The sequence below is a fragment of the Barnesiella sp. WM24 genome, assembly GCF_004570975.1.
Lineage (GTDB): Bacteria > Bacteroidota > Bacteroidia > Bacteroidales > Muribaculaceae > Muribaculum.
This window is the reverse complement of sequence record NZ_SPPC01000001.1, coordinates 367,727-390,699: the sequence shown is the minus strand read 5'-3', so window position 1 is coordinate 390,699 and position 22,973 is coordinate 367,727. Positions and strand designations below refer to the sequence as shown.

23 protein-coding genes and 1 tRNA gene are annotated in these 22,973 nt (G+C 50.1%); 21 read left to right on the top strand and 3 right to left on the bottom strand.

The window, feature by feature from the left end; all coding sequences use genetic code 11:
- The 21 genes from E4T81_RS01715 (at position 1) to E4T81_RS01615 (ending at position 20,636) form a co-directional block, all read left to right on the top strand.
- Positions 1-576, top strand: a complete 576-nt coding sequence (locus E4T81_RS01715; protein WP_135040820.1) for a hypothetical protein — start codon at positions 1-3, stop codon at positions 574-576.
- Between the two features lie 23 nt (positions 577-599).
- The gene (locus E4T81_RS01710; protein ID WP_135040819.1) at positions 600-1,706 is read left to right on the top strand and encodes a major capsid protein; all 1,107 of its coding nucleotides are present in this window, start codon (positions 600-602) and stop codon (positions 1,704-1,706) included.
- Between the two features lie 59 nt (positions 1,707-1,765).
- Positions 1,766-2,077, top strand: a complete 312-nt coding sequence (locus E4T81_RS01705) for a DUF6706 family protein (protein WP_135040818.1) — start codon at positions 1,766-1,768, stop codon at positions 2,075-2,077.
- A 382-nt stretch (positions 2,078-2,459) separates the two neighbouring features.
- Positions 2,460-2,921 carry a hypothetical protein gene (locus E4T81_RS01695; RefSeq protein WP_135040816.1) on the top strand — a complete coding sequence of 154 codons (462 nt, stop codon included), beginning with the start codon at positions 2,460-2,462 and terminating at the stop codon, positions 2,919-2,921.
- Positions 2,921-3,337, top strand: a complete 417-nt coding sequence (locus E4T81_RS01690) for a hypothetical protein (RefSeq protein ID WP_135040815.1) — start codon at positions 2,921-2,923, stop codon at positions 3,335-3,337. The genes E4T81_RS01695 and E4T81_RS01690 overlap by 1 nt, the downstream gene beginning before the upstream one ends.
- A 19-nt stretch (positions 3,338-3,356) precedes the next feature.
- Entirely contained in the window at positions 3,357-3,863 is a 507-nt protein-coding gene (locus E4T81_RS01685; RefSeq protein WP_135040814.1) for a hypothetical protein, read from the top strand.
- Positions 3,864-3,934: 71 nt separating this feature from the next.
- Complete coding sequence (locus tag E4T81_RS01680) at positions 3,935-4,510, top strand: hypothetical protein (RefSeq protein ID WP_135040813.1); 576 nt, start codon at positions 3,935-3,937, stop codon at positions 4,508-4,510.
- Positions 4,511-4,560: 50 nt separating this feature from the next.
- Positions 4,561-4,743, top strand: a complete 183-nt coding sequence (locus E4T81_RS01675) for a hypothetical protein (RefSeq protein WP_135040812.1) — start codon at positions 4,561-4,563, stop codon at positions 4,741-4,743.
- 125 nt (positions 4,744-4,868) lie between these two features.
- On the top strand, positions 4,869-8,951 hold the full coding sequence (locus E4T81_RS01670; protein ID WP_135040811.1) for a hypothetical protein: 4,083 nt from the start codon (positions 4,869-4,871) through the stop codon (positions 8,949-8,951).
- 14 nt (positions 8,952-8,965) lie between these two features.
- Positions 8,966-9,475, top strand: coding sequence for a hypothetical protein (locus E4T81_RS01665; RefSeq protein WP_135040810.1), 510 nt, complete (start codon positions 8,966-8,968; stop codon positions 9,473-9,475).
- A gap of 1 nt (position 9,476) precedes the next feature.
- Complete coding sequence (locus tag E4T81_RS01660; RefSeq protein WP_135040809.1) at positions 9,477-10,694, top strand: LamG-like jellyroll fold domain-containing protein; 1,218 nt, start codon at positions 9,477-9,479, stop codon at positions 10,692-10,694.
- Positions 10,679-14,875 (top strand): phage tail protein, encoded by a 4,197-nt coding sequence (locus tag E4T81_RS01655; RefSeq protein ID WP_135040808.1) that lies wholly within the window; start codon positions 10,679-10,681, stop codon positions 14,873-14,875. The genes E4T81_RS01660 and E4T81_RS01655 overlap by 16 nt, the downstream gene beginning before the upstream one ends.
- A gap of 142 nt (positions 14,876-15,017) precedes the next feature.
- Entirely contained in the window at positions 15,018-15,278 is a 261-nt protein-coding gene (locus E4T81_RS01650) for a hypothetical protein (RefSeq protein WP_135040807.1), read from the top strand.
- Positions 15,279-15,292: 14 nt separating this feature from the next.
- A complete protein-coding gene (locus E4T81_RS01645; protein WP_135040806.1) occupies positions 15,293-16,621 on the top strand; it encodes a hypothetical protein in 1,329 nt (442 codons plus the stop codon).
- Positions 16,622-16,710: 89 nt separating this feature from the next.
- Positions 16,711-16,896: a hypothetical protein gene (locus E4T81_RS15845; RefSeq protein WP_245206977.1), complete on the top strand. Its 186-nt coding sequence runs from the start codon at positions 16,711-16,713 to the stop codon at positions 16,894-16,896.
- A gap of 81 nt (positions 16,897-16,977) precedes the next feature.
- Positions 16,978-17,145: a hypothetical protein gene (locus tag E4T81_RS15840; protein ID WP_245206976.1), complete on the top strand. Its 168-nt coding sequence runs from the start codon at positions 16,978-16,980 to the stop codon at positions 17,143-17,145.
- Between the two features lie 336 nt (positions 17,146-17,481).
- Positions 17,482-18,414: a reverse transcriptase domain-containing protein gene (locus E4T81_RS01635; protein WP_123612193.1), complete on the top strand. Its 933-nt coding sequence runs from the start codon at positions 17,482-17,484 to the stop codon at positions 18,412-18,414.
- On the top strand, positions 18,392-18,814 hold the full coding sequence (locus E4T81_RS01630) for a hypothetical protein (RefSeq protein WP_135040805.1): 423 nt from the start codon (positions 18,392-18,394) through the stop codon (positions 18,812-18,814). Before E4T81_RS01635 ends, E4T81_RS01630 begins: the two co-directional genes overlap by 23 nt.
- A gap of 15 nt (positions 18,815-18,829) precedes the next feature.
- Positions 18,830-19,435, top strand: coding sequence for a hypothetical protein (locus E4T81_RS01625; RefSeq protein WP_135040804.1), 606 nt, complete (start codon positions 18,830-18,832; stop codon positions 19,433-19,435).
- Between the two features lie 14 nt (positions 19,436-19,449).
- Complete coding sequence (locus E4T81_RS01620; RefSeq protein WP_135040803.1) at positions 19,450-20,022, top strand: glycoside hydrolase family 108 protein; 573 nt, start codon at positions 19,450-19,452, stop codon at positions 20,020-20,022.
- Positions 20,019-20,636 (top strand): hypothetical protein, encoded by a 618-nt coding sequence (locus E4T81_RS01615; protein WP_135040802.1) that lies wholly within the window; start codon positions 20,019-20,021, stop codon positions 20,634-20,636. The genes E4T81_RS01620 and E4T81_RS01615 overlap by 4 nt, the downstream gene beginning before the upstream one ends.
- Positions 20,637-20,773: 137 nt before the next feature.
- On the opposite strand, the gene E4T81_RS01610 is transcribed toward E4T81_RS01615, so the two are convergent.
- The 3 genes from E4T81_RS01610 to E4T81_RS01600 all read right to left on the bottom strand — a co-directional run bounded on the left by E4T81_RS01610 (position 20,774) and on the right by E4T81_RS01600 (position 22,905).
- Positions 20,774-20,858 (bottom strand) — tRNA-Ser (locus E4T81_RS01610).
- A 137-nt stretch (positions 20,859-20,995) separates the two neighbouring features.
- Entirely contained in the window at positions 20,996-22,381 is a 1,386-nt protein-coding gene (locus E4T81_RS01605) for a glycoside hydrolase family 28 protein (protein ID WP_135040801.1), read from the bottom strand.
- 29 nt (positions 22,382-22,410) lie between these two features.
- Positions 22,411-22,905: a YcxB family protein gene (locus E4T81_RS01600; protein WP_135040800.1), complete on the bottom strand. Its 495-nt coding sequence runs from the start codon at positions 22,903-22,905 to the stop codon at positions 22,411-22,413.
- Positions 22,906-22,973 lie beyond the last annotated feature (68 nt).

The window sequence follows — 22,973 nt, the reverse complement described above, 5'->3', positions numbered from 1 at the left end:
ATGCGATACCAACGCAAACAGGACGAGCGAGTAGCCCACGCCTGTATTAACAATTTGGCGGATATTCCTAACGGTGTAACCGTAGTCGTTGCAGACCTTATCCCCGGCGTTCCCCTTCGTGAAGGTGCTGTTATTGCGCCGGACGAAGCGGGCTTTTACCACCTTCTCAAGACCGCCGCAGTTGTGGAAGCCGCAACCACGACCGCGACCGAATACAAGGTAGAGAAAGGTCATCACTTCAAGGTAGGCGACTTCGTGATGTTCAAGACCGGGGCCAAGTCTTACGCTATTACAGCCATTGACACCACATCCCCAATCTTCGACAAAATAACCGTAGGAACAACCCTCGGCGCGGCTATTCCCGTCGGCGGAACGCTTATGCTTGCAAAGGGCGAAAGCGCGACCGTTTCCGCCTTCAAGTACCCGCCTTTTGCCGCTTGCGGCGACAGTTACCCTGTAGAAGCCCTTACCAACACCCCGGTAGCGGCTATAACCTTCGGGCAGTTCCGCGCCGCCCTCTGTCCGCCCCTTAGCGACGAGATTAAGGCCGCGCTTCCTACCCTTAAATTCATTTAAACTAACCCCCACAGCAGAAAGTTATGATACCTACTTTAATGCAAGGGCTTAACGAGAAGGACATGGCGGGCGTAGTCAAGACCTACAACCTTCATCCGTTCTACTACCCAACCCTTTTCCCGTTGAAGGAAAACTACTCCTTAACGTGGAAAGCGTTGGAAACCCGTGTAGGCTTGAAAATAGCCGCCGACCTCGTAGCCCGTGGCGCACGAATTGACAAAAAGACCCGCGAGGCAATAGCCCGTATTCAGGGCGATATCCCCAAAATTGCCATTAAGCGCACCAAGAACGAAGACGAGCTGGACGAATACGACCTTATGATAGCCCGTACTTCGCAGAACCCCGACCTTCGCGCACTTGTGGACGCATGGGCGGAAGATACTAAGTTTTGTTGGGATGGCGTAGCCGCCCGTTTGGAATGGATAGCGTTGCAGTCCATTTCCCTCGGTAAGATTACGCTTACCAACGAAAACAATACTTCCGTACTTACCGAATACGACGTAGACTACCTTATCCCCGAAGAACAAAAGGTAGGCTTCCAAACCGGATCCGCTTCGTGGGCTAATTCTGCGGCCGCCCGTCCTATTACAAAAGACTTCAAGGCGGTATGTAAAAAGGCGAAGAAGAAGGGCGTAACCCTTAAATACGCCTTCATGAATACGGAAACCTTCGCCGAATTTACAGAAACGGCAGAAGTACAGAAAATTTGTGCTTCTTTCGCCGCCAACGCCCTCGGCGTTCAGCAGACACCGAGCCTCGAACAGGTAAACAACGCCCTTCGCGGACTTTCCTACCTTTACGGACTTCAAATCATCGTTATCGACCAAGACATTACAATAGAACTTAGCGACGGAAGCCGCCCGTTCAGCGGCAACCCCTTCGTTACGAATGTCGTAATGTTCAGCGCGTCTAAGGTTCTGGGGCATACCTATTGGAAACGCCCGGCAGACCTTAACGTAAAGGGTTCGGTAGCCCTTAAGACCCTTAACGGCCACACCCTTATTAAGAAGTTCGCTAACGAAGAACCGTTAGAGGAAGTCACGATGGGCATTGCAAACGCCTTCCCCGCGTGGGAAACTTCTAACGACTCGTGGCTTATGTCCACCGACGCGAACACGTGGAACCATTAACCTAACAGCCGGGAAGCCCCGGAAACCCCGAAGGCTTCCCGGTTTAACACCTTCCAATTATGACGTACAAAGAATGGCTTTCGCGCACCGTTTCCCGGTTCGGCATTGACAACGCCGACGCGGAATTGATACTTATCAACCAAGCCGGGATAATTCCCGACCCCGAAGCCGAAGTAGAAGTAAGGACGGCAAAAACCGCCCTTTGCAAAGAGTTCGGCTCGGTCATACCGTTGGCAAACGTCAGCGAAGGCGGCTATTCGGTAACGTGGAATTGGGAAGCTATTAAGTTTTGGTATAATCAGACTTGCGGCGAATTGGGGATAACACCCGCAAACGCGCCGAAGGTCAAGAACCGAAGCCGGATATGGTAGCAATAAAAGAGATTATAAACAGCCAATACCCGCACTTCCTTTATACGCACAACAGCGACGGGGAAGCGAAACAAGACGCTAACGGTAGTTGGACGACAACCGGGGCCGCGTGGAAACTTCACGCTTCATGCCGAGAGGAAACAAACGGCAAGGGAACGCAGATACAGGCGGCTAATGGTAGGTTTATAACCTTCGCTTCCCTTATCCAACTTCCGGCGGGAACGGAACGGGTAGGCTTAGGCCAGGAAGTGGCAGTAGCCGACCGAATGCTAACCCCGTCAGAGCTGACCGACGAAGCGTTACGAAGCGCGGAAGCGGAAGGAGTAGTTAGGATTATTGGCGAATGCTTAAAATTCGATAAAGGGCGACTTCATTGTAGGCTATGGGTATAACGTCAAACTTCAAAGGCAACATAGACGAAACGTTTAGGGCGTTTCTTGCCGAAGTGGAAAGGCAGATTATAGAGAGCCTTTGCCGCGTAGGAGAGGAAGCCGTAAAGTTGGCTAAGTTGATACCGCCGGAACGTGGCTTTAACGACCAAACGGGAAACCTTCGCTCGTCAATTGGCTACGTCGTCGTAAAAGACGGGAAGCCCGTAAACGTGTCTTTCGGGGCTGTCAAGGGCGGACACGCCGGAGTTAACGAAGGTCAGCGTTTAGCCCTTCAAGTTGGAAGCAACTATACAGACGGGTATGCTTTAGTCGTCGTGGCGGGTATGAACTACGCCGTTCACGTCGAGAGCAAAGGGCGCGACGTATTGACCTCAGCCGAAAAGTTTGCCGAAAAGGAGATAGCCAAAGAATTAGCCGACTTAGTTACCAACGTTCAAAATGCCTTCAAGTAGTGGAAAATTGCAGTAGCATAGACACCGACGACATCCTCTACAAAATAATAGCGGAAGCCGTCAGTTCCGGGAAAGTCAATATTTCCGGCGGTGTATTCGTACAGGGGGAACGCCCCGACGATAGCGAAGCCGAGGACATAGTAATAAACACTATAACCATAACGGACGAAAAACCGCAGACCGGAACCTCAAACGTAAATATCTTCGCCCCCGACAAGAAGGTAAAGATACACGGGAGAGAACAGCGCAAAGCAGACCGGGAACGCCTACGCATAATTGGCAACGCGGTTAAAGCCCACTTGAAAGCGCAGAACGTGGCCGACTTAGAATATTGGATAGAGAGCGACACGACAATAAAAGAGATTGAGGTAAAGCAGCACTACCGCAATTTGAGAATTAGCTGGAATATTCATTAACCCAACCACCTATAACGACATGGTAATAACTTTAGGACTATCCAAGATTTTAGGTAAGACAGGCGAACCCGCCAACGCGACCGCCACTTTTACCGAAACGGGCTATACCACCTTCGGACTTACCTACCAAGACACCGCCAAGATGTCGCAAGAGGACGGCGAGGAAACGGAGTTTTACGCCGAGGAAATAGACGACCCGGTAGAAGTGATGGGTAAGGAAGGTAAAACTATCTTCAACTTTTCCATCATGAACCCCGACCTTACCACCCTTAAACGACTTTTCGGCGGCGAAGTGGCTTCCAACGTATGGGCTTACCCCGACGCTTCGACACAGATTGAGGAATCGCTTATAATTCTTCCCCGAAAGGGTTTGAAGTTCAGCGTTCCCCGTGCCAAGATTAAGGCGAAGCTCAACGGCGAATTTTCTAAGAAGGGTTTGCTTCTTGTAGAAGTAACCGCCACCGCGATGAAGCCCAACACCGAAGGGCTTAAAAAACTTTACGTCGGCTTAGTCAATCCGAAATAACAGGACGACCCAACCAACCACCCGGACGGTCCCGCTACATTGTTCCGGGGCCGTCTTAACATATTCAACCAATGACACAGGACGAAAAATTAGAAGCCCTTACCCGCGAGCAGACAGAGCTGCGCAAGATGATAGGCGAAGGCGTAACTTTCGACGTGGAAATAACACACCGCCGCCGGAAGCCCGGCTTTTGGGGATATTTCCGCAGACGTGAGAAGGTAACGGAAACGAAGGTTTATACAATTCAAGAACCGACGTTAGCAACCTTAGACCGCCTTAGCCTTCTTTGGCTTCAAATGGAGATAGACGAAACCAAGTTAGGCGACGACGACTACCTACGCACCGCCCGCGCCTTAGCCAACAAGGAAGCAAAGCAGCTCGCCGAAGTAGTGGCTACCGCCGTATTGGGCGAGGATTATTATATAGCGACTTTTGACGGCACGACCTACCGCCGGAAGGAAGACCGCAAGGCACTACGCGACCTTACCCGGCTTTTCTTCCATACCTTAAAGCCTTCGGAGTTGCTGACGTTGGCTATTATTATAACGAACGTAAGCAACTTAGGGGATTTTGTAAACTCTATGCGGTTGATGAGCGCAACGCGAACAAGCGAACCGGAAGCGACTCGTATAGAGCCACAGGATTAAAAAGCCCGCACGGCCGCCGGGGTTCCGTTTGCGCACACTTCGGCTGGACGTTGGACTACCTTCTCCACGGTATAGCGTGGGGAGCGGTGCAACGGATGTTAATAGACGCGCCCGGAGTAGAGGAAAAGGGTAAAGGCGGCAGTTCCGGGAAGTCCGGCGACGACGTGGAAATAGCCCTTACCGACGACAACGCGGCGGAAATAATGAACCTTATAAACAGGATGAACCGATGAATATTCAAGGCGGCGGGCTGTCGTTTGAGATTTCCGGCACCAACAAACAGCTACTAAGCGTTCTTAACGAAAGTAAGAAGGCTATACAGGAATTTCAAGGCGCGGCCGTATTAGGCGGAAAGCAGATGGACGGAGCATTTACACGCGCCGCCCAAGCTATTGACAAAGCCTTTGCCAACATAGATGTTATAGTAGATACCAACAAGGCGGCTATAACCGAGTTGGAAAACGAGTACAAACGACTCGGCGCGGAAGCGTCTAAGGCTCTTTCCGCCGGGCATAAGGAAGAAGCCGCAGCCCTTCAAACCAAGCAAGCCCAACTACGGGAAGAAATAACCTTACGCCAAACAGTCATAGACGAAGCAGGGAAGCAGGCCGACGCGCTTATGCGTGAGGAACAGCAGTTGCGCAAAGCACAGGAAGCCGCCCAAAACAACGCTACCGCCCAACAGTCGTTAAGAACGCAGCTTAGGAACGTCCGCGAGCAGTTAGGGCAGATGGAAGAAGCAGGGCTACGCGGAACTGAAACCTTCCGACAACTTCAAAAGGAAGCCGGACGACTTGCCAACGCCATAGGCGACGCGCAGACTCAGGCCCGAATATTTAGCCACGATAACGCCGGACTTCAAGGAATGATAGCCGGACTTTCGGGCGTAGCCGGAGCGTTCAGCGCGGCACAAGGCGCGGTAGCACTTTTCGCCGGAGAGAACGAAAACCTTCAAAAAATTATGTTGAAGGTTCAAGCCCTTATGTCGATAACGATGGGATTGCAACAAGTCGCCAACGCCTTAAATAAGGATAGCGCGTTTATGCTAACCACAGTAGCAAAAGCGAAAGAGTTGTTAGCCGCCGCCAACCTTAAGTTAGCCGGGGCGTTGGGTATTTCCACCGTAGCCGCCCAAGCACTTATGGCGACACTAACTCTCGGCCTTTCCGTCGCTATTACCGCCGTTATTGCCATTATTGCCAAGTTGAACAGCAAACAAGCGGAAGCCAAGAAAGCCGCCGACGAGTTCAACAAGAAGGTAGCCGAAGCCGCCGGGAAACCGATAGCCGCATACCGCGCCCTTCAAGCGGAATGGTTAAGCCTTTCAAGTTCATTAAAAGACCGGGAAAAGTGGGTACAGGACAATGCCGACAAATTTAACGACTTAGGCTATAAGGTACGCAACGCGAAGGAAGCCGAAGACCTACTTATTAAAAATTCCGCGAAGTTTGTAGAAGCCTGTATAATGAAGGCGAAGGCATTAGCCGCACAGAACCTCGCCGCTGAAAAGTACCAAGAAATTATAAAGAAGCAAGCCGAAATAGACGCTATGCCGGACACGGTTAGCCAATTCGTGCAGACGAGTAGCGGACAATATGGCGGCGTTACAGGCTATTATATTGAGGTAGCCAACCGAGCAAAGGCAGAAGCCCGGAAAGAATTAGAAGGCTTACAGGGCGAAGCGAAAAAACTTATCGAACAGCAAACGCAGTTTACAGCCGAGGAACAGGCTATTTTAGCACAGATAGGCAACCAAGCCGGGCAAGTCGTAGAAGGAAGCGTAGCGGCCGCAGAGAAGGAACTGCAACGCCTTCGCGGGCTTTATAACGACGCAGCTACCGACGCAGAACGCTCCAATCTTGCCAAACAAATAGCCGCACAGCAAGCAGAAGTAGACCGTTTAAGCCTAAAAACTACTTCCGGGGGTGGAGGATCCAACAAAGATAAAGACCCATTCGCCGAAATGTTGGCGACACGAAAAGGGCTTTACGAAAAATATTTGAAGTGGATAACAAGCAGCGACGAAACCGTTAGGAACGCCGCCGCTTCCGAGTTCGCGCCCTTATTGAAGGAAGGCAGTAGCTATCTTGACTATTTGGAGAAACAACGCGCCGCGATTGAAGCCAAAGCCACAAAGACAGCCGCCGACCTTAAGAACCTTACTACGATTAACAACGAGATAGCCAACGCCACCCGCGAATCGGTTATTTCCGCCTTCGACGCACAACTACAACAGGAGTTGGCCCAGTGCAAGACCCTAAGCGAAATGTTAGCCACCATAGAACGCCGACGTTCCGAACTTTCCGGGGATAATTCCGACGTTGATAACGCAAAGGCGGAAATACTTACGACCGCAGAGAACGACGCTAAGGAACAGGCTAAGGAAGAAACCAAAGCCCTACTTAACGAATACGCCGCCTATCTTCAAGAGAAAATAGACTTTGAAGAAAGTTATGCCCGGAACCGGGAACTACTGACCCGGAGAGCCGCAGAAGCCACCACAGACGCAGAACGCCAAGTAGTCGAAGCCGCCTTAGCCGCGCTTGAAGCCAAACGCGCCGAATATAATAAGCGAAGCGGAAACGAACAATACGACACGCTGTTACAGGAATACCAAACCTATCAGCAACAGGAAACCGCGATACTTGAAAAGTACGCGGCCCAACGTGCATTAGCCGAACAGCAGGGCAACGCTGCCATGATAGCGCAGATTAACGCCAAACAGCAAACCGAACTTTCCAAGTTAGCCGCCCAAAGGCTTATGGCTTCCGAAAGTTGGGGGCAGTTGTTTAGCGATATTTCCCGCCTAAGCACAACCACAATTAACCGGCTTTTGAACGACATAAACAGCCGGAAAGTAAATCTTTCGGCAGAGTTCAACCCCGCCGACCTCAAGGCTATTAACGACCAATTGCAAAAGGCTAAAAACGAGTTGCAGACCCGTAACCCATTCTTAGCCCTTCGTCAGAGCCTTAGCGAGCTTCGCGCCGCAATGAAGGCGGATAAGTTGTTAGACAGCGACGACCCGTTTGTAAAGTCCTTAGAAGAAAAGAAAAAGCAATATGCCGACTATACGGACGCGATAAACAGCAGCGACACCACGTTAGCCGGGGCCGCTAAAGAAGCCTTCGCCGACCTTTTGGCGGAAGGCAGTAGTTACGTCGATATGCTACGCCGGAAAATTGCCACGCTTAACGGGCTTAAGATTAAAGGCGAACTTACCATAGAAGGACAGGAGCAACTCGATATATTGAACGCCGCCCTTAACAAAGAACAGGGCACCGCCAAGAGCGTAGGCGCGGCAATAAAGGAAAACTTTGCTGACCTCGGCAGTAGCCTAACCTTTGTTTCGTCGTGCTTCGGCAGCGTCGTAAGCGGAATAAAGAAGATGGGCTTAAGTATGGACGAGGAAACGGAAACCATACTTAACGACATAGGCGGTATGTTGGACGGAGCCTCACAGATAGCGACGGGCATAGCCACCGCGAACCCGTTAAGCATTATACAGGGTTCTATCGGCTTTTTGTCGTCCGCCTTCGACCTATTCAACAGCCGCGACCGAAAAGCGGAGCGTTCAATCAAGAAACACGAAGAAGCCGTTACCCGGTTGGGCCGTGCTTATACAGCATTACAACACGCTGTAGATAACGCCCTCGGCGAAACCGTTTACCAAAACCAAAGCGCGTTAATTGCCAATCTTCGCCAACAGCAGAACGAAATTTACGGTATGATAAACGACGAGAAATCGAAAAAACATACCGATTGGGGCAAGGTTGAAGAATACCAAGAACGCATAGCCGATGCCAACCGCCAAATACAAGATATCATAAGCGAGATAACCAAGAGTATAACGCAGACCTCCGCCGGGGAGTTGGCGAACCAACTTAAGGACGCGCTTATGGAAGCCTTTGAGAGCGGCGAGGACGCGGCTAAAGCCTTCGGCGACATAGCTAACCAAGTATTAAGAAACGCCGTCGCAAACGCCTTAAAGTTACAGTTCTTAGAAAAGCCCCTGCAAAACGCGATTAAGCAGCTTCAAAAAGATATGGGCTTTGACGAGGAAGGAAACGGTAGTTTCGACGGGCTTACCCCGGAAGAACAGGCACGTTTCAAAGCCGCAGTAGCCGCAGCCGGGGCCAACTTCAAAAACGCGATGGATATGTATAAAGACCTATTCGCGGAATTGGACGACAGCGACCCGACGAGCCTAAGCGGAGCGATAAAGGGAGCAAGCCAAGAGAGTATAGACCTCTTAGCCGGACAGACTAATGCGGTACGCCAAAACCAAGTAGTTTCTATTGAAATTTTCCGACAGCAGCTAAGCCGCCTTACAAGCATGGATAACCGCTTAGGACACATAGCCGGAACACTTCTAAGCATACTTTCCCGCTTAGGCATTGAAGAAGGCGACGATTTGCGCTCTCAAGGAATAACCGATTAACCCTTACTACGACAATGGAATTAAACCAACTTAAGAAGGCTTTAGCCGCCGAAGCAAAAGACAAAGGCATTTGTTCAGAGTGGTACGACTTCATACTGAACGCCACGACCAAAGAACGCCTAATAACCCTTTTCGTAAAGGGGCAGGACTTCTGCGAAGAAAATAACTACCCGTCGCCGGAACTTCGGGCGGAGTTCGCCGACATACGCGCCCGTTTCGGAGTGTATTGCGCTGACGACAGGATAGCGGCGAAAAGTCTGCGAAGTGTTATAGCCTTCGACAACGCGACCGGGATAGCGGAATATAGTAACTTCGATGTCGCCTCCATTTCGGCGCGTGGCAACAGCGAGATAACCATCACGGCAAAAGATAACGCCTTTGTTGTCGTCGTCGTTTCCGAGGCGGCAAAGGTGCAGATAACAGCAAGCGACAACGCAAGGGTAAGCGTAATCCTTCACGGCGGAGAGTGCAAGACCCAGGCCAAAGAGCAAGCGAAGATAAAAACAACCGACAAACGTAAGTAAAATGGCATTAGAGCAAAATCTTATATTAAACCTTCCCTTCGACGAAGCGGACGGTTCTAACGTAGCCTATGACTTCGCGGCAAACCGTTATGACGCGGAAGTAACGGGCTGTCCTTTCGTCGTCGGCAGACAGGGGAACTGCATACGCTTCCCCGGCGAAGGCTACGCCGAAATTCCCGCCAACGTGATACCATTAAGCGGCAACTTCACTATTTTAGCATGGGTCAAGGCAAATAAGTACGCCGACGGAGTTACAGGAAAGCGAATCGGGCTTTTCTGTAATACCGCCCAATTGGAAGGAAGCCGCGAAATTTGGATAGACGTAACGCCGGATAGTTGGGGCTTCCTAACAATCAAGAAGACGGGCAACACAGTAACGCTATATTTGGACACGCAGCGCGTAAGTAGCGTTACCCTTCCCGCTACACTTACGGGAATAGCCCTGTTACAGGACGTTTACGGCACTGAATACGGTTATGCAGATGTTGACGAAGTGAAGGTTTATAACGTCGCCCTTTCGGACGACGATATAGCCGGAAGCCTTAATAACGTTTCGCAACTTGAATACTACCTTAGTGGCGTAAATTTCCGCGACATGGGTATAAGGGTAGAAAGTTCCACGGGAGTATTAGACCAACCAAAATTAAAAACGCCGTCTTCTATTGATTGGCCCGACTACCACGGGAAAGTAGTCGATCTAACGAATAAGCGTTACGAGGAACGCGAAATAACGCTTAATTGTTGGCTTAAGGCTTCGGGTAAAATTGACTTCGTGGAGCGAGTAAACAGACTTTACGACCTTCTACGCGCCGACGGAACCGCCCGCCTTATGATAAGCATCCACCCGACAAAGCCACTTCTTTACGAAGTCTATGCTTCCGACGGTATAGCCCCGTCGAAACGTTGGCACGACGATAAGATGATAGGCACTTTTAGCCTAAAGTTGAGAGAACCCGACCCAGTGAAGCGCGTAGTTCGCCACCAACGAATCAACGAAACAAGCCGCGAGCTTTCCATCGCCCTAAAAACTGAAAAAGTTGTTAGCGTCTATTGGGGCGACGGAACAGTAACCGAAGATGTTTACGGAGATTATACCGGGGCGAAGGCTTTAAAACATACCTACGCCGAAAACGGCGTTTATTACGTCGTTGTGGCCGGTGTAATTGAGGAAATAACCGACTTTTCCACCAACGGCATCATCGTATGGAACAGATTATAATTTACCACGCAGACGGAAGCGAAACGCCGTTATTCAGTCGTAAGAACGTCAGCGGAATCAGTAAGGCGACCCAAAAAGCCGCCTTACTTTCCGACGACGTGGTAACTATTTCCGTTTCGTCATCCGTACCCCTTCCCGTAGGGATAGGCGACCGTATTAAAGTTTACGGGCGAACCTACAAGGCAAACCAATTGCCGGAACCCTCTAAAAACGGGCTTCGGCGGTTTGAATACGACATTACGTTTGAAGGGCTGCAGTACGACCTTATCGACGCACAATATAAGTTACCCCCGGAAGCCTACGGCGACACCTATTACAGCGACCTATACGGACATTTGCGCGTATTGGTTTGGAACGCCAACCGCGTACAGCCGAATAAATGGCGTTTAGGCGTTTGCCCGGCAGAAGGAACGACCGCCTATAAGAACATAAACACGGCAAGCCGGAACTGCTTACAAGTTCTTCAAGACATTTGTAGCGAATGGAGCGTAGAATTTGAGATAACCCCCGGCGACGGTTTTAATACGATTAACATCAAGGAAAAAGCCGGAATTACCCACCCGTTTACACTTCGATACGGGCGCGGTAAAGGCCTCTATACCCTAAAGCGTACCAACGTTAATAACGCCGGAATAACTACGCGCTTGTTCGTCTATGGCGGACAGGACAACCTCGGACGCAACTATGGGCATACCCGCTTATGCCTTCCCAATACCGACCGCCTTACTTCCTATTTACAGGACGATAAGGCTTTGGCACAGTACGGCACAAAAGAAAACGAAAAAGTTTACGACATTAAGCCGGAGCGCGTCGGAAAGGTTACAGCAGTTGGAGCGGACGAAATAACATTTTCGGACACAACCGCCGGGGATAACGCTATGTTCGACCTTAACGCCAAAGGCCCGGACGGAAGCACCCTTTATTTGTTGGGCGACACCCACGCAAAAATAAAGTTTCAGTCCGGGCAGTTGGCGGGCTACGAATTTGACGTACACAAATACGACCATGCTACCCGAACCTTCATACTAAACCGCTTTACAGACGAAAACGGTACGGTATTCCCTTCCGCTACTTCCGAAGCCTTCCAATTTGCCAAAGGCGACGAATATATTATTACCGAGATACAACTGCCCCGTAGTTATATAACCGCCGCTGAAAACAAGTTGTTAGAAGCCGCTAACAAGGACTTCCCGGCCATGACACAGCCACAAGTAAGTTATAAACTTACTATTTCCGAAGACTTTTTTACCGCGATGTTCGGGCGCGAGGTGGAAGCCGAGATTTTACACGTTGGCGATTACATTAACATTGAGGACGAAGACATAGGCGTTAATAAGGCTGTCCGCATAGTGAGATTAGAACGTAACCTTTTAAAGCGACACGCCTACGACATTACACTCAGCGACACCGTTACCAAGTCTACAACTGTCCGCGTCCTTAACGAGATAGACGACATTAACGAAGTCATCAATATAAACAAGTTGGCAGACCCCGCAAAAGCCCGCCGACGTTGGATGGCTACGCAAGAGTTGTTAAGTATGGTATTTGACCCGGAAGGCGACTATTACAGCGAGAAAATAAAACCGTTGTCGATAGAAACCCAAATGTTGAGCGTTGGCGCGAAGTCCACACAATTCGCGCTCCAAAACATTACCTTCCAACCGAACTATAACAAGGATCCAAACGCGTTGTTTGTTTCAAACGGTTTGTTAGTTCACTACGCCATCGAAGAAAATATACGGACGTGGGTACTTACGGCGGCAACCTTTACCAACTTAAAGACTGCTACCGCTTACTTTATTTACGCCCGATGTTCCACCACCGCCGGGAACGGACAAATTATCCTTTCCCAAAGTGCTATAAAAGTAGAACAGGAAGCCGGGTATTACAACTTTCTTATAGGAGTTCTTAACAGTGTAGTAACCGACGCGGGCGGCAAGAACCCCGGCAGATTGGTAAGCCTTACCTACGGAAGTACGACCATTAACGGGCGTTTCCTTCGTACCGGGCGAATAGAAAGCAGCGGGGGCGGTAAGTGCTACTTCGATTTGGATAACGACGAAATAGGCGGCGTTATTCGTTTCGTAGGCATAGACGGGAATTATTATAACATTACAGACGTACAGGAGAAGACCGACGAACTTAAGAATTACATAAACAACACCCTTCCGGGAATATTGAGCGACCTGCAAGGGCAGTTAGACGGCGTTATAGAACAATGGTTTTATGACATAGACCCCGCGCCGTTAAGTACCGCACCTTTGGCAGCACCAAACGCACCCGCAAAAGAGTGGACGGACACCGATACGGCGGCCGGAAACAACGCGGAGCGGGAAAAGCACCTCGGCGACCTATATTATAACACTTCGTCGGGCAAAGTTTGGCGTTACGTCAAAGGTAAGATACGACCCAAGCCGGGAGCTGCGCTATCAACGACGGATTACTACTTTTGGCAGGAACTTGAAGACACGGAATTAGCCCAAGCGTTAGCGTTGGCACAGGACGCACTCGATGCGGCTAACGACAAGGCTAAAATTTTCGTGTCAACCCCTTACACGCCCTATTATGTCGGCGACTTGTGGGTACAGGGAAGCACGGGCGACATCCTACGATGTAAAAAAGAACGTCTTACCGGGGCTTTTAATTCCGGCGATTGGGAGAAGGCAAGTAAGTACACCGACGACGCGGCGTTAACGAACTTCATAAATAACAACTTCCTTCCGACTGTCAGCGACATAGAAGACCAGATAGACGGTAAAATAGAGAGTTGGTTTCAATCTTCCGACCCTTCTGAGAATTGGACTACGACCGCCGAAAAACGTAAACACATAGGCGATATGTGGTACAATTCTTCTACGAAGACTTTGAAGCGATACCGACAAAACCCGATATCACTTATTGACCCTTCTACGGGTACAGTTCTTTATAATTTTAGTTGGCAAACCATCGAAGACCAAAAGGCAATAGATGCCTATGAAGCCGCAAGCCAAGCACAGGACACCGCCGACCGCAAAAGACAAGTATTTGTAAGCACCCCTTACGGGCCTTACGATGTCGGCGACCTTTGGCTACGGTCATGGACAGACAGCACAGGAGTAGCAAGAAAAGACCTATACCGCTGTATTACCGCCCGAACTTCCGGCTACAATATTAACGATTGGGCGGAAGCGACCTTTTACGACAACACCCAAGTAACCATAGACCGGGGAATAGTTACCGCCGGAACTGTGCAACTTGCTAACGGTAATTCCCAAAGTATTGTAGCGGGTATTACCGGGGGCGAGAGTGAAGCCGCCAACGAGAAGGAAGAACGGAAGGTTAGAATTTGGGCGGGAGCAAGTAAGGCGAACCGCTTTACCGCGCCTTTCCGCGTTCTTCAAGACGGCAGTTTCGTAGCGACAAAAGGAACGATAACAGGAACAATTAACGCCAATTCCGGCTCTATTGGCGGCTTCGAGATAGGAAGCGGAAGAATAGGAACTGTAGCAAACGGCACGGCAACAACAGGTACCGGAATGTCTTTATATAGTGAATTTATTAAATTCGCTAATACTTATTGTTGGGCTTCGATAGGCACCAACGTACTGCCCGCAACGACGGGAACGGTTGGTTTAGGACGCTTTACCAATTCCACCCCGAACAGTTATGGCACGAACTACGGGCTTCTTATTGACGTTACAGGCGGATTGATTAACTTAGCGATAAAGACACATGGCGCGATAGTTTCCGATACCTACATAGAAAGTTACGGGATATTGAAAGTAACGCCATCCGTTAACACTTGTCATATTCCCGGCGATTTGTCAAACCCGACTATTTTTAGAATTGTCGCAAACTTCATTTATTCAAATGCCGGGGTTGGCTTCCCAACACGCCAATCAGTATGCAAGCTATTAGGAATTGGCAGCAGCACACCGTTTGCCGTCCGCTTCCAAATGGTAGTTAGTACATCTTCAACCCAAACGGGCTACATTACCGGGCGCAATACATTCGTAACAAGCAAGAATAGCGCAGGCGTAACAACTTACCCGATGAATAACGACTCCTACCCGTGGCGACTTGACAACAACGCCGCACAGCAGACAGGAAAAGCGAATATGGCAAAGGGCGACATTTGCGAATACCTTTTAGTTTGGGATGGAAGCACCTATAACGCCTATTGCTTGAATTTCCGCACCTAAACAACTGAAACACGCCGCTATATAGCATTTGTTAGCCCGTCCTACACGGCGGGCGGGCTAACAAACACTTCACGGATACTTAGCGACGTATTAAAGTAATACGACTATACAGTAATTTTGCAAACACCAAAATCAGATAACAATGACAAACAGGAACGGCGATTTAGTCAGCGCACAAATATCGGTAGCCGGCCCGGTCAAGTTCGACGGGGGCAGCTTCCGAAAAGATACGCCCTTTTGCGTCAAGAACGACGGAGAAGCTGCGGTAGTGCTTGAAGTGAACCTTTGGGGAATGCCCGAAGGCGAATTTATTGCTACGCGCTTTGAAACGGGTTGGAACCCGGAAATAGTCCGAGAGATAAAAGAAACAAGTCAGAAAACCGCCCTTCTTTGGGGCTACTAATAACACCACAAACTATGGGTTTAATTATAGCTGCGGGCAACACTAAGCCCGCCTTCCCTTACGATTATTACTACGGCGTTCGCATAAAGACGACCGTAGCCGCTACCACTTTGGAGCGAATAGGCCGCCCGGAGTTGCACACGTCGCTCCCGGTTCAGTCAAAGATGCGCCGTTGTGTGCTTCGTGATAACGGAACGGTAGCCTACTACCTTCACGCGACAGACAGCACCAAACGCGACACCGGGGCCGCCGCCAACCTTACCGGGGCAGACGGTCAAGTAATGGTAGAAATTCCGAAGCACTACCGTAAGTTTGAGTTCGACGGAACCGACCTTATAGCCCTTATTTCGGAATACCCGCTCCCCGGCTTCCACGAAGTACCGAAAATGTACCGCAGTGCCTACGAAGCCACAGTAGACCGCACCGTAGCCGCTACGCCTAAGTTGGCTTCCGTAGTCAACACTACCGCCGCTTTCCGAGGTGGAAACAATAACGCAACTTACGACGGCACCTACCGCAGCTTCCTCGGACTTCCGGCTACGGCAATTTCCCTTACCAACTTCCGAAACTACGCCCGCAACCGTGGCGAAGCCGGACTTAACGGCAAAGGTTGGAACTGCGACCTATACGCCGCACAGTTGGCGACCTATTGGCTTTTCGTCATTGAGTACGCCAACCTTAACTGCCAGGCCGATTATAACGCACAGCCGGATGCAAACGGTTATAAGCAGGGCGGACTCGGCGCGGGCGTTACTACTATGACTTCCGCGAATTGGAACACCTATAACGGCTATTACCCCGTCGTTCCGTGTGGCGCAACCAATTCGCTCGGCAACGCTTCCGGCGTTGTCGAAAAGAGCATAGACAACGGCGCGGGCATAGCCTATACGTTCAAAGTTCCTTCTTATCGAGGGATAGAAAACCCCTTCGGCCATATTTGGAGCTGGACGGATGGCTGTAAGTGTGAGATACAAAGCGAAGAAGCGGGCGGCCTGTCGAAGTTCTACGTTTGCAACGACCCCGCGCAGTTCCAAGACAGCAGCTACAACGGTTATGACTACCGGGGCGACCTTCCCCGGAAGGAAGGCTACGTTAAGCGCATCATGGGCGGCGAGTTCGGCGACAATATGCCCGTAGAGGTTGGCGGAGGTTCTACCACCTACTTCGCGGACTACTTCTATACCAATATACCCGCGTCCGGCGTGGCTATGCGCGGCGTTTTGTTCGGCGGGAGCGCGATTGACGGCGCGTTTGCCGGGCTTTCGTGTGCGTATACGCGCAACGCGGCTTCGAGTACGACTGCGACCGTCGGCTCTCGGCTTTGCTTTATACCCGCAACGTAACCCGTTCCCCACGCAATACAATAACGAAAACGCGCCCCAACCGCCGCGCCCCGATTGTTCGGCGGTTGGGGTAAATAAAAAGACAAATTATGGAAATAGACCCTTTGCGACAAGCCGACAGAGCATTACGCCAATGGGTAGCAAGAACTAAACACGAAATAGCGATGAGCGACTACAACACCAAGCCCACAGTAGAAGACGACGGAAGCCTCGCCTTCTTGAACATTCCACAGGACGAAACAAACAAGCAGTTCAACTGCCGCGAAACCACGTAGCAAAAACTAATAAACCTTTCCTTCCTTGTGCTTGACTTCATCGACGGAGTAAAAACAAAGTTCGGAAACGAACGCTTCTTAGTGAAGATAAAGCACCCGGACAACAGCCCTGACAAGCCGGGCCAAGTGGAAAAGTTCTTTACCAATTCCACCGAAATAAAATACGTTCTTCGTGAGATTAAGAAGCGTAACGCCTTCCCGCGAAAAGTCACTATGAGGGCTTCGGGTACGCGCTACTACTTTGAATAAAACGAATTGGGTTGTTTGCCTACGGGCGTTTTGTTCGGCGGGAACGCGAATAACGGCGCGAATGCCGGGCTTTCGTATGCGAATACGAACAACGCGGCTTCGAATACGAATGCGAACATCGGCTCTCGGAATTACTGATAACCTTAGAAATAAGGGCTTATAACTTGAAATGGCAAAGACCCCGCCTCTTGGCGAAAAATAGTAATAATTATTGGCTTTTGGTAGGCTTGCGCCGAAGAACGCCAAGTAATCAGCAAAGCAATAAAAGAAGTGAAAAGACACGGTAATTTATTCGGCAGTTTCAGCGACGCGGACAACATAGAACGCGCCGCCCGTATGTCCGACCACTATAAGCCCGAAAACACGGCGAAAGTGTGCGCTTTGCTTCATAGCGACGAGTTCCAACCGTCAGACGCTTATAATATAACCATAAACGACGGTAAGGAACGACTGTTAACCATTCTACCCGAAAACCCCGACAAGATAATACATCGCGCCCTGTTGTTGATACTTCGCCCGATTTGGGATAAGGTATTTATAGCCGATAGTTACTGCGGCATTAGGAAACGCGGGCAGCTTCCGGCAGCACTAAGAACGCGCAGCTTCATACAGGAAGCCCGCAAAAGCGGCCGGGTGTATTGTCTTAAGTTCGATATGCGGAAATTCTACCCTACGATAAAGCACGACGTATTAAAGGCGTTAGTTCGTAGGAGCATCAAGGACAAACAGATACTTCGGTATTTAGACGCTATTATAGACAGCGAAGAAGGGGTAATGCTGGGTAGCCCTATAAGTCCGTACTTCGCCAACCTTTATATAACCTACCTTTGCCACAGGCTTAAGGAGAAGATGGGCGCGAAGTGGCTGATAAACTACGCCGACGACTTTATTATACTTTCTAACGATAAAGAGTTTTTGCACCGTTTGTTAAAGGAGATTGAGGGATACTCTACCGTAGAACTACGGATAGAGGTAAAGAGGAATAAGCAAATATTCCCCGTAGCCTTAGACCGAAGCGACAAACACGGCCGGGGCATAGACTTTTTAGGCTTTGTCTTCTACCTTAACGAAACACGGATAAGGAAAGGTATAAAACAAGCCCTTTGTAGGAAGATAGCGAAGTTAAGGAAAGCCAAGAACCCTATATCCCGGAAAGACTTCTTACAGGCTATTGCGCCGTGGTGGGGTTGGCTTAAATACAGCGATAGCCAATACTTAATTAACCAACTTAATAAAATAAGCCCGTATGAAATCAAATTCAGACGTTAGGCCGGCGGCAATTTTGCCGCTCGGAAATGGCGCGTACCACTACAATTATAACGTAGCCGCCCGAACCCAAGAACCCGAACCCGTGGCTCAGTCCGACGACGAAACCCCGGACGGAACAGACACCGCCGTTAACATAGTCAGCCCCCGGATAGTCTATGACTACGACACCGTGGAAGTGTGGGGAACGCCCAACTACAAAGACCTTACCCGCGCCGTCATTCGTGCCGAAGTTTCGGAAACGGAAGAGTTCGGACTGATTAACGACTACAACGCCGCCCGCGCCGGGCTACTTGAAGACGAGGAAGCAGAAAAGGCGGAAGCCGCCTATACCGCGCACCTTCGCCGAGTAGCCGAGATTAAGGCAATGGTCAAAGTTGACCTCGCCGGGGCCGGGTACTAAAAACGACATAGGACAATGGAAAACGTACCCGCAATAATAAGCGCGATTGGTGTAATTATAGCTGCGTGGTTTAGTTACAACCAATACGCCAAAAACAAACTGACCGACTTGAAGGTAGAGCAGATGCAACGCGAAAACGAAGTAAAGCGTAAGCGTCGTTCTGACAATTCGGCGTTAGTTCACGGCGAATTATGGGAGATACTCCACGAACTAAAAGCCGACCGCGTTTACATAGTTCAGCCGCACCCATTAGGGAACGAAAGTATGGTTAGCATCTACTTTGAAAGCAAGCGCAAAGGAGTAGAAAGCATGAAGCCGCGTATTCAAAACCTTAAGATGTGCGACGTAGCAAAGTTTTGCAGTGAACTAACGAAGAACTTGTTTATGTTCATAACGGACATAGATAACGAAGTATCCGACCGCTACGCGAAATCCTTACTTTCGTCCTGCGGAACGGAGCAAGTAATTATAAAACGCCTTTCCGACAATTCCCACGATTGGGTAGGCTCAATTTTTTGCGAGTTCACACACGGCACGGAAATAGACGAAGGAGAAGCCCGCGCCATTCTTCACGAAGCCGCTATGAATATTCAGTACATTCTACCGGCATTTATAGACTAATCAATTAAAACCACATGGCAAATTTAGCAGTATTAGCCCCCTTCATTTTGTCGCACGAAGGCGGGTTTGTAAACGACCCCTACGACCGGGGCGGAGCGACCAACAAAGGAGTAACTATTGCAACGTGGCGACAAGTTGGCTACGATAAGGACGGCGACGGCGATATAGACGTAGACGACCTCAAGAAGATAACCGACACCGACGCAATAGAGCGCGTAATGCGTCCGCACTATTGGAACCGGTGGAAAGCCGACCGCATAGCGTCGCAGTCAGTCGCTAACATTGTCGTCGATTGGGTATGGGCTTCCGGCAAGCACGGAATAACGAAGGTTCAGGCCCTTCTCGGCGTGAAGGTGGACGGCATTGTAGGCGAAAAGACCTTAGCCGCCCTTAACGCGCGGAACCCCCGCGCCCTGTTCGACAGGATAAAAGCCGCCCGCGTCGCCTTCATTGAAGGCATCGTAGCCGCCAACCCTTCGCAAAAGCGATTTGGGAACGGATGGCTTAAGCGTCTTAACCGTATTAAGTACGGAAGTCTTACCCACAACACCAACCCCGAAAAAACAATAACCTTCCCCGACGTATGAACCGAGTAGCCCAAATTCTTATAGTTGTGCTTGCGCTTTTCGCGTCCGCCTGTACGACGAGCCGGAAGGCGACGGCGACCAACACCCAGGCCGAAGCGCAGTTTACGGCGACGACCGAGAAACAACACCACGCCGGATCTATAGAGAAGGCGGGGATAATTACCAACATAACGACCGACGAACGCCGGAACGTGGTAGTAGATTTTACAACGGTGGAGTTTTACCCCGGCGGCTTCCCTTCATTCCCTAACGACAGTACGGCCCCGGATTGGCTTAATACAGTAATAGCCGCTACCGCTTCCGAGAACGGGGAGAAGGCGAAGCCCCCCAACGTGAAAAGCATCACGAAAGGCCGGGCAGTTCTTAACGGGGAGAAAAACGAGCAAAGCCGGACGGAAGCACAGGCCGACCGAACCACTACCGAAGACGACACGGAAAAACAGGACATCAACGCCGAAGCGAAGAAAGATACCGACACCAAGACCGAGGAAAAGCCAAAGACCACTATTTGGGATTGGCTATATTTGGCAGTCGTCGGCGTGTTCTGTGTCTACGCGATAATTATCGGCTTGAAGGTGGCGATAAAGATGCACCGGGCCGCCAAAGGTAAATAAACGAATAGAGCCGGGAGCCGGGCGGGGCTTCCGGCTTTATATTGGCCCCGGATAAAAGAAAAGTACCCTCAAAAGTCCGTTTTTGGGTACTTTTTCGGGTACTTATTCGCTAAAACATTGATTTTCAATGTTAGAAGCGGAGAGGGAGGGATTCGAACCCCCGGAGGTGTGACCCTCAACGGTTTTCAAGACCGCCGCAATCGACCACTCTGCCACCTCTCCTCTGAGATTATGAGTGCAAAGGTAGGCGATTCTTGTGATATATGCAAGCGTTTGCGCGACTTTTTTTGTGATTTTTTTGAGTGAGATGCAGATTACAATTGTAATCGGCTGGCGTTCAGGCGGAGACTGTCGAGGCTTCAGCGGTCAAAAATTTTGTCTTTTTCAGCTGCTTGTGTCGGTGTTCCTGCTATTCCTCCTATATGGCAGTCGTTCATTACGACTCCTGTGGTGTTGGAGAAGCTTATGCCGATTTTTGCATCACCCGCCGAGACATTGTTGAAATAGATGTCAGATACCGGTTTTTGAGAAGTGCCTTGTACGACGAGTGCGGCGGCTGTCGCCTTGTCACAAGTGAGCCCGTCTACATATATGCCGCGTATGGTTGAATATCGGTCGTTGTCAAGCCCCTCGCCGGCATATCTGCTTGTCACGTAAAACAGGTCCTCGACTTCACCAAACCGACAATTGCTGACATGGATATTCTCGACAAATCCTCCACGGTCAGGGTTGGTCTTGACATATATGCCGCGCTTGCAATAGCCCGAGTAGTCGCAGTCCTCGATGATGATATTGCGTACACCCGCCGACATTTCGCTTCCGATCACTACTGCGTGGAGTCCCTTGAAATGACAGTTTCTGATGATGACATTCTCAGTCGGCGAGCCGAGCGTCCATCCGTCATTGTCACGGCCGCTCTTTATGGCTATGTTGTCGTCACCATTGTCAAAGTAGATGTCTTCGATAAGAATGTTGCGGGAACATTCAGGGTCGATGCCGTCGTTGTTTATCAGTTTGGCGTCATAGCGGATTGAGCGGCATATTATATTTTCGCTTTTAAGCAGATGGACACACCAGAACGGCGAATTAATGATTTTCACTCCTTCTACGGTCACGCCGCTACATTCATACAGCTGGATGAGTTGCGGGCGCAGGTAGTAGCCGTCGCCAAATATCCGTTCTGACACCGGTGTGGCATTGTGATTCATGTCACGGCTTCGTTTTTGACCGGCTTTCTGCGATTTTTTCCAGGTGGCAAATGTCGACATGGCATTTCCGTCGATCGTGCCCTTTCCGGTGATTGCCACATTTTTTAGCCCATATCCGTAAATCATGGGAGAGTAATTGTAAAGAAATGTGCCTTCCCAGCTTGTGCTTACTACGGGATACAGCTCAGGGTCGGGGTCAAACTTCAGCGTTGCGCCCTCTTCAAGGTCTATACATACATTGCTTGTCAACGTTACGGGACCTTTGATATAATATGTGCCCGGGGGTACTGATATTCTTACGCCGCCTTTTTTGTCGGCGTGGCGCATGGCTTTTTCAAAAGCCTTACGGCAGTCTTTCATCCCGTCGCCTTTGGCTCCGAAATCGGTTATTTTCACGCGGTTGCCGCTGATTTCGGCTCCGCTTATAGATGACAGGATGCTGTCGCGCAAAGCCTCGCGGACAGCTGAATGGTCGGTGGCAGCGGCTCCAAGCGATGCGGCTGCCAGTATCAGGCAAGAAAATAAGTGTTTAAGCATGGTGAAGATATAAAAAATTGTTAGCGATTTCAGCAGGCCATATAGCGTTTTTGCATCATTATCCACCCGTCATATTGCTCCGGGCTCTTAAATGCCGACCTCGGGATAAGTAATATGCAGTATTTCCCGGAGTCAAGTCGGTACGCGATATATTCTTGTGTGATTTTGATGCCTTTTATGCGGCTCCACGTTATCATGTCGTCATCTCTTGCCGGTATATCCTCCGCCATCGGTTCATACACGAGTCTGAGCCCCTCTTCCGAGAGCTGTGTGTGATGAGGGAGTATCGACATGCGCGCCTCCGGGGCAAGCGCGTGATAGAAATATACTGTAATCATTATGGGCGGCAGTATGACGAATGCCATCATAAGCGCGATCAGAAGAAATTTTACATCGACGGCGGCGGCAAGCACAAGACATGCTGCCGGTGGCAGCGCAATAAGCCACCAGTTGCGGCGACACCATAGTTTCATTATGTATGTGGCGAGCGTCGACGCCCCCACTTTGTATATGTCAGTTGTCATAGTGGAGTCAAAGTTAAGAAAAAAAGTGAATTGTGTCGCAGGTATGTAATGTAAGGCATGCCGTTTTT

What these genes read in the sequence shown, in the direction of transcription:
- E4T81_RS01620 (WP_135040803.1), top strand. Translation starts at nt 19,450, where the DNA reads ATGGCAAATTTAGCAGTATTAGCCCCCTTCATTTTGTCGCACGAAGGC.
- E4T81_RS01705 (WP_135040818.1), top strand. Translation starts at nt 1,766, where the DNA reads ATGACGTACAAAGAATGGCTTTCGCGCACCGTTTCCCGGTTCGGCATT.
- E4T81_RS01665 (WP_135040810.1), top strand. Translation starts at nt 8,966, where the DNA reads ATGGAATTAAACCAACTTAAGAAGGCTTTAGCCGCCGAAGCAAAAGAC.
- E4T81_RS01695 (WP_135040816.1), top strand. Translation starts at nt 2,460, where the DNA reads ATGGGTATAACGTCAAACTTCAAAGGCAACATAGACGAAACGTTTAGG.
- E4T81_RS01650 (WP_135040807.1), top strand. Translation starts at nt 15,018, where the DNA reads ATGACAAACAGGAACGGCGATTTAGTCAGCGCACAAATATCGGTAGCC.
- E4T81_RS01630 (WP_135040805.1), top strand. Translation starts at nt 18,392, where the DNA reads ATGAAATCAAATTCAGACGTTAGGCCGGCGGCAATTTTGCCGCTCGGA.
- E4T81_RS01670 (WP_135040811.1), top strand. Translation starts at nt 4,869, where the DNA reads ATGGACGGAGCATTTACACGCGCCGCCCAAGCTATTGACAAAGCCTTT.
- E4T81_RS01710 (WP_135040819.1), top strand. Translation starts at nt 600, where the DNA reads ATGATACCTACTTTAATGCAAGGGCTTAACGAGAAGGACATGGCGGGC.
- E4T81_RS15845 (WP_245206977.1), top strand. Translation starts at nt 16,711, where the DNA reads ATGGAAATAGACCCTTTGCGACAAGCCGACAGAGCATTACGCCAATGG.
- E4T81_RS01680 (WP_135040813.1), top strand. Translation starts at nt 3,935, where the DNA reads ATGACACAGGACGAAAAATTAGAAGCCCTTACCCGCGAGCAGACAGAG.
- E4T81_RS01615 (WP_135040802.1), top strand. Translation starts at nt 20,019, where the DNA reads ATGAACCGAGTAGCCCAAATTCTTATAGTTGTGCTTGCGCTTTTCGCG.
- E4T81_RS01645 (WP_135040806.1), top strand. Translation starts at nt 15,293, where the DNA reads ATGGGTTTAATTATAGCTGCGGGCAACACTAAGCCCGCCTTCCCTTAC.
- E4T81_RS01635 (WP_123612193.1), top strand. Translation starts at nt 17,482, where the DNA reads ATGTCCGACCACTATAAGCCCGAAAACACGGCGAAAGTGTGCGCTTTG.
- E4T81_RS01600 (WP_135040800.1), bottom strand. Translation starts at nt 22,905, where the DNA reads ATGACAACTGACATATACAAAGTGGGGGCGTCGACGCTCGCCACATAC.
- E4T81_RS01715 (WP_135040820.1), top strand. Translation starts at nt 1, where the DNA reads ATGCGATACCAACGCAAACAGGACGAGCGAGTAGCCCACGCCTGTATT.
- E4T81_RS01605 (WP_135040801.1), bottom strand. Translation starts at nt 22,381, where the DNA reads ATGCTTAAACACTTATTTTCTTGCCTGATACTGGCAGCCGCATCGCTT.
- E4T81_RS01625 (WP_135040804.1), top strand. Translation starts at nt 18,830, where the DNA reads ATGGAAAACGTACCCGCAATAATAAGCGCGATTGGTGTAATTATAGCT.
- E4T81_RS01685 (WP_135040814.1), top strand. Translation starts at nt 3,357, where the DNA reads ATGGTAATAACTTTAGGACTATCCAAGATTTTAGGTAAGACAGGCGAA.
- E4T81_RS01655 (WP_135040808.1), top strand. Translation starts at nt 10,679, where the DNA reads ATGGAACAGATTATAATTTACCACGCAGACGGAAGCGAAACGCCGTTA.
- E4T81_RS01660 (WP_135040809.1), top strand. Translation starts at nt 9,477, where the DNA reads ATGGCATTAGAGCAAAATCTTATATTAAACCTTCCCTTCGACGAAGCG.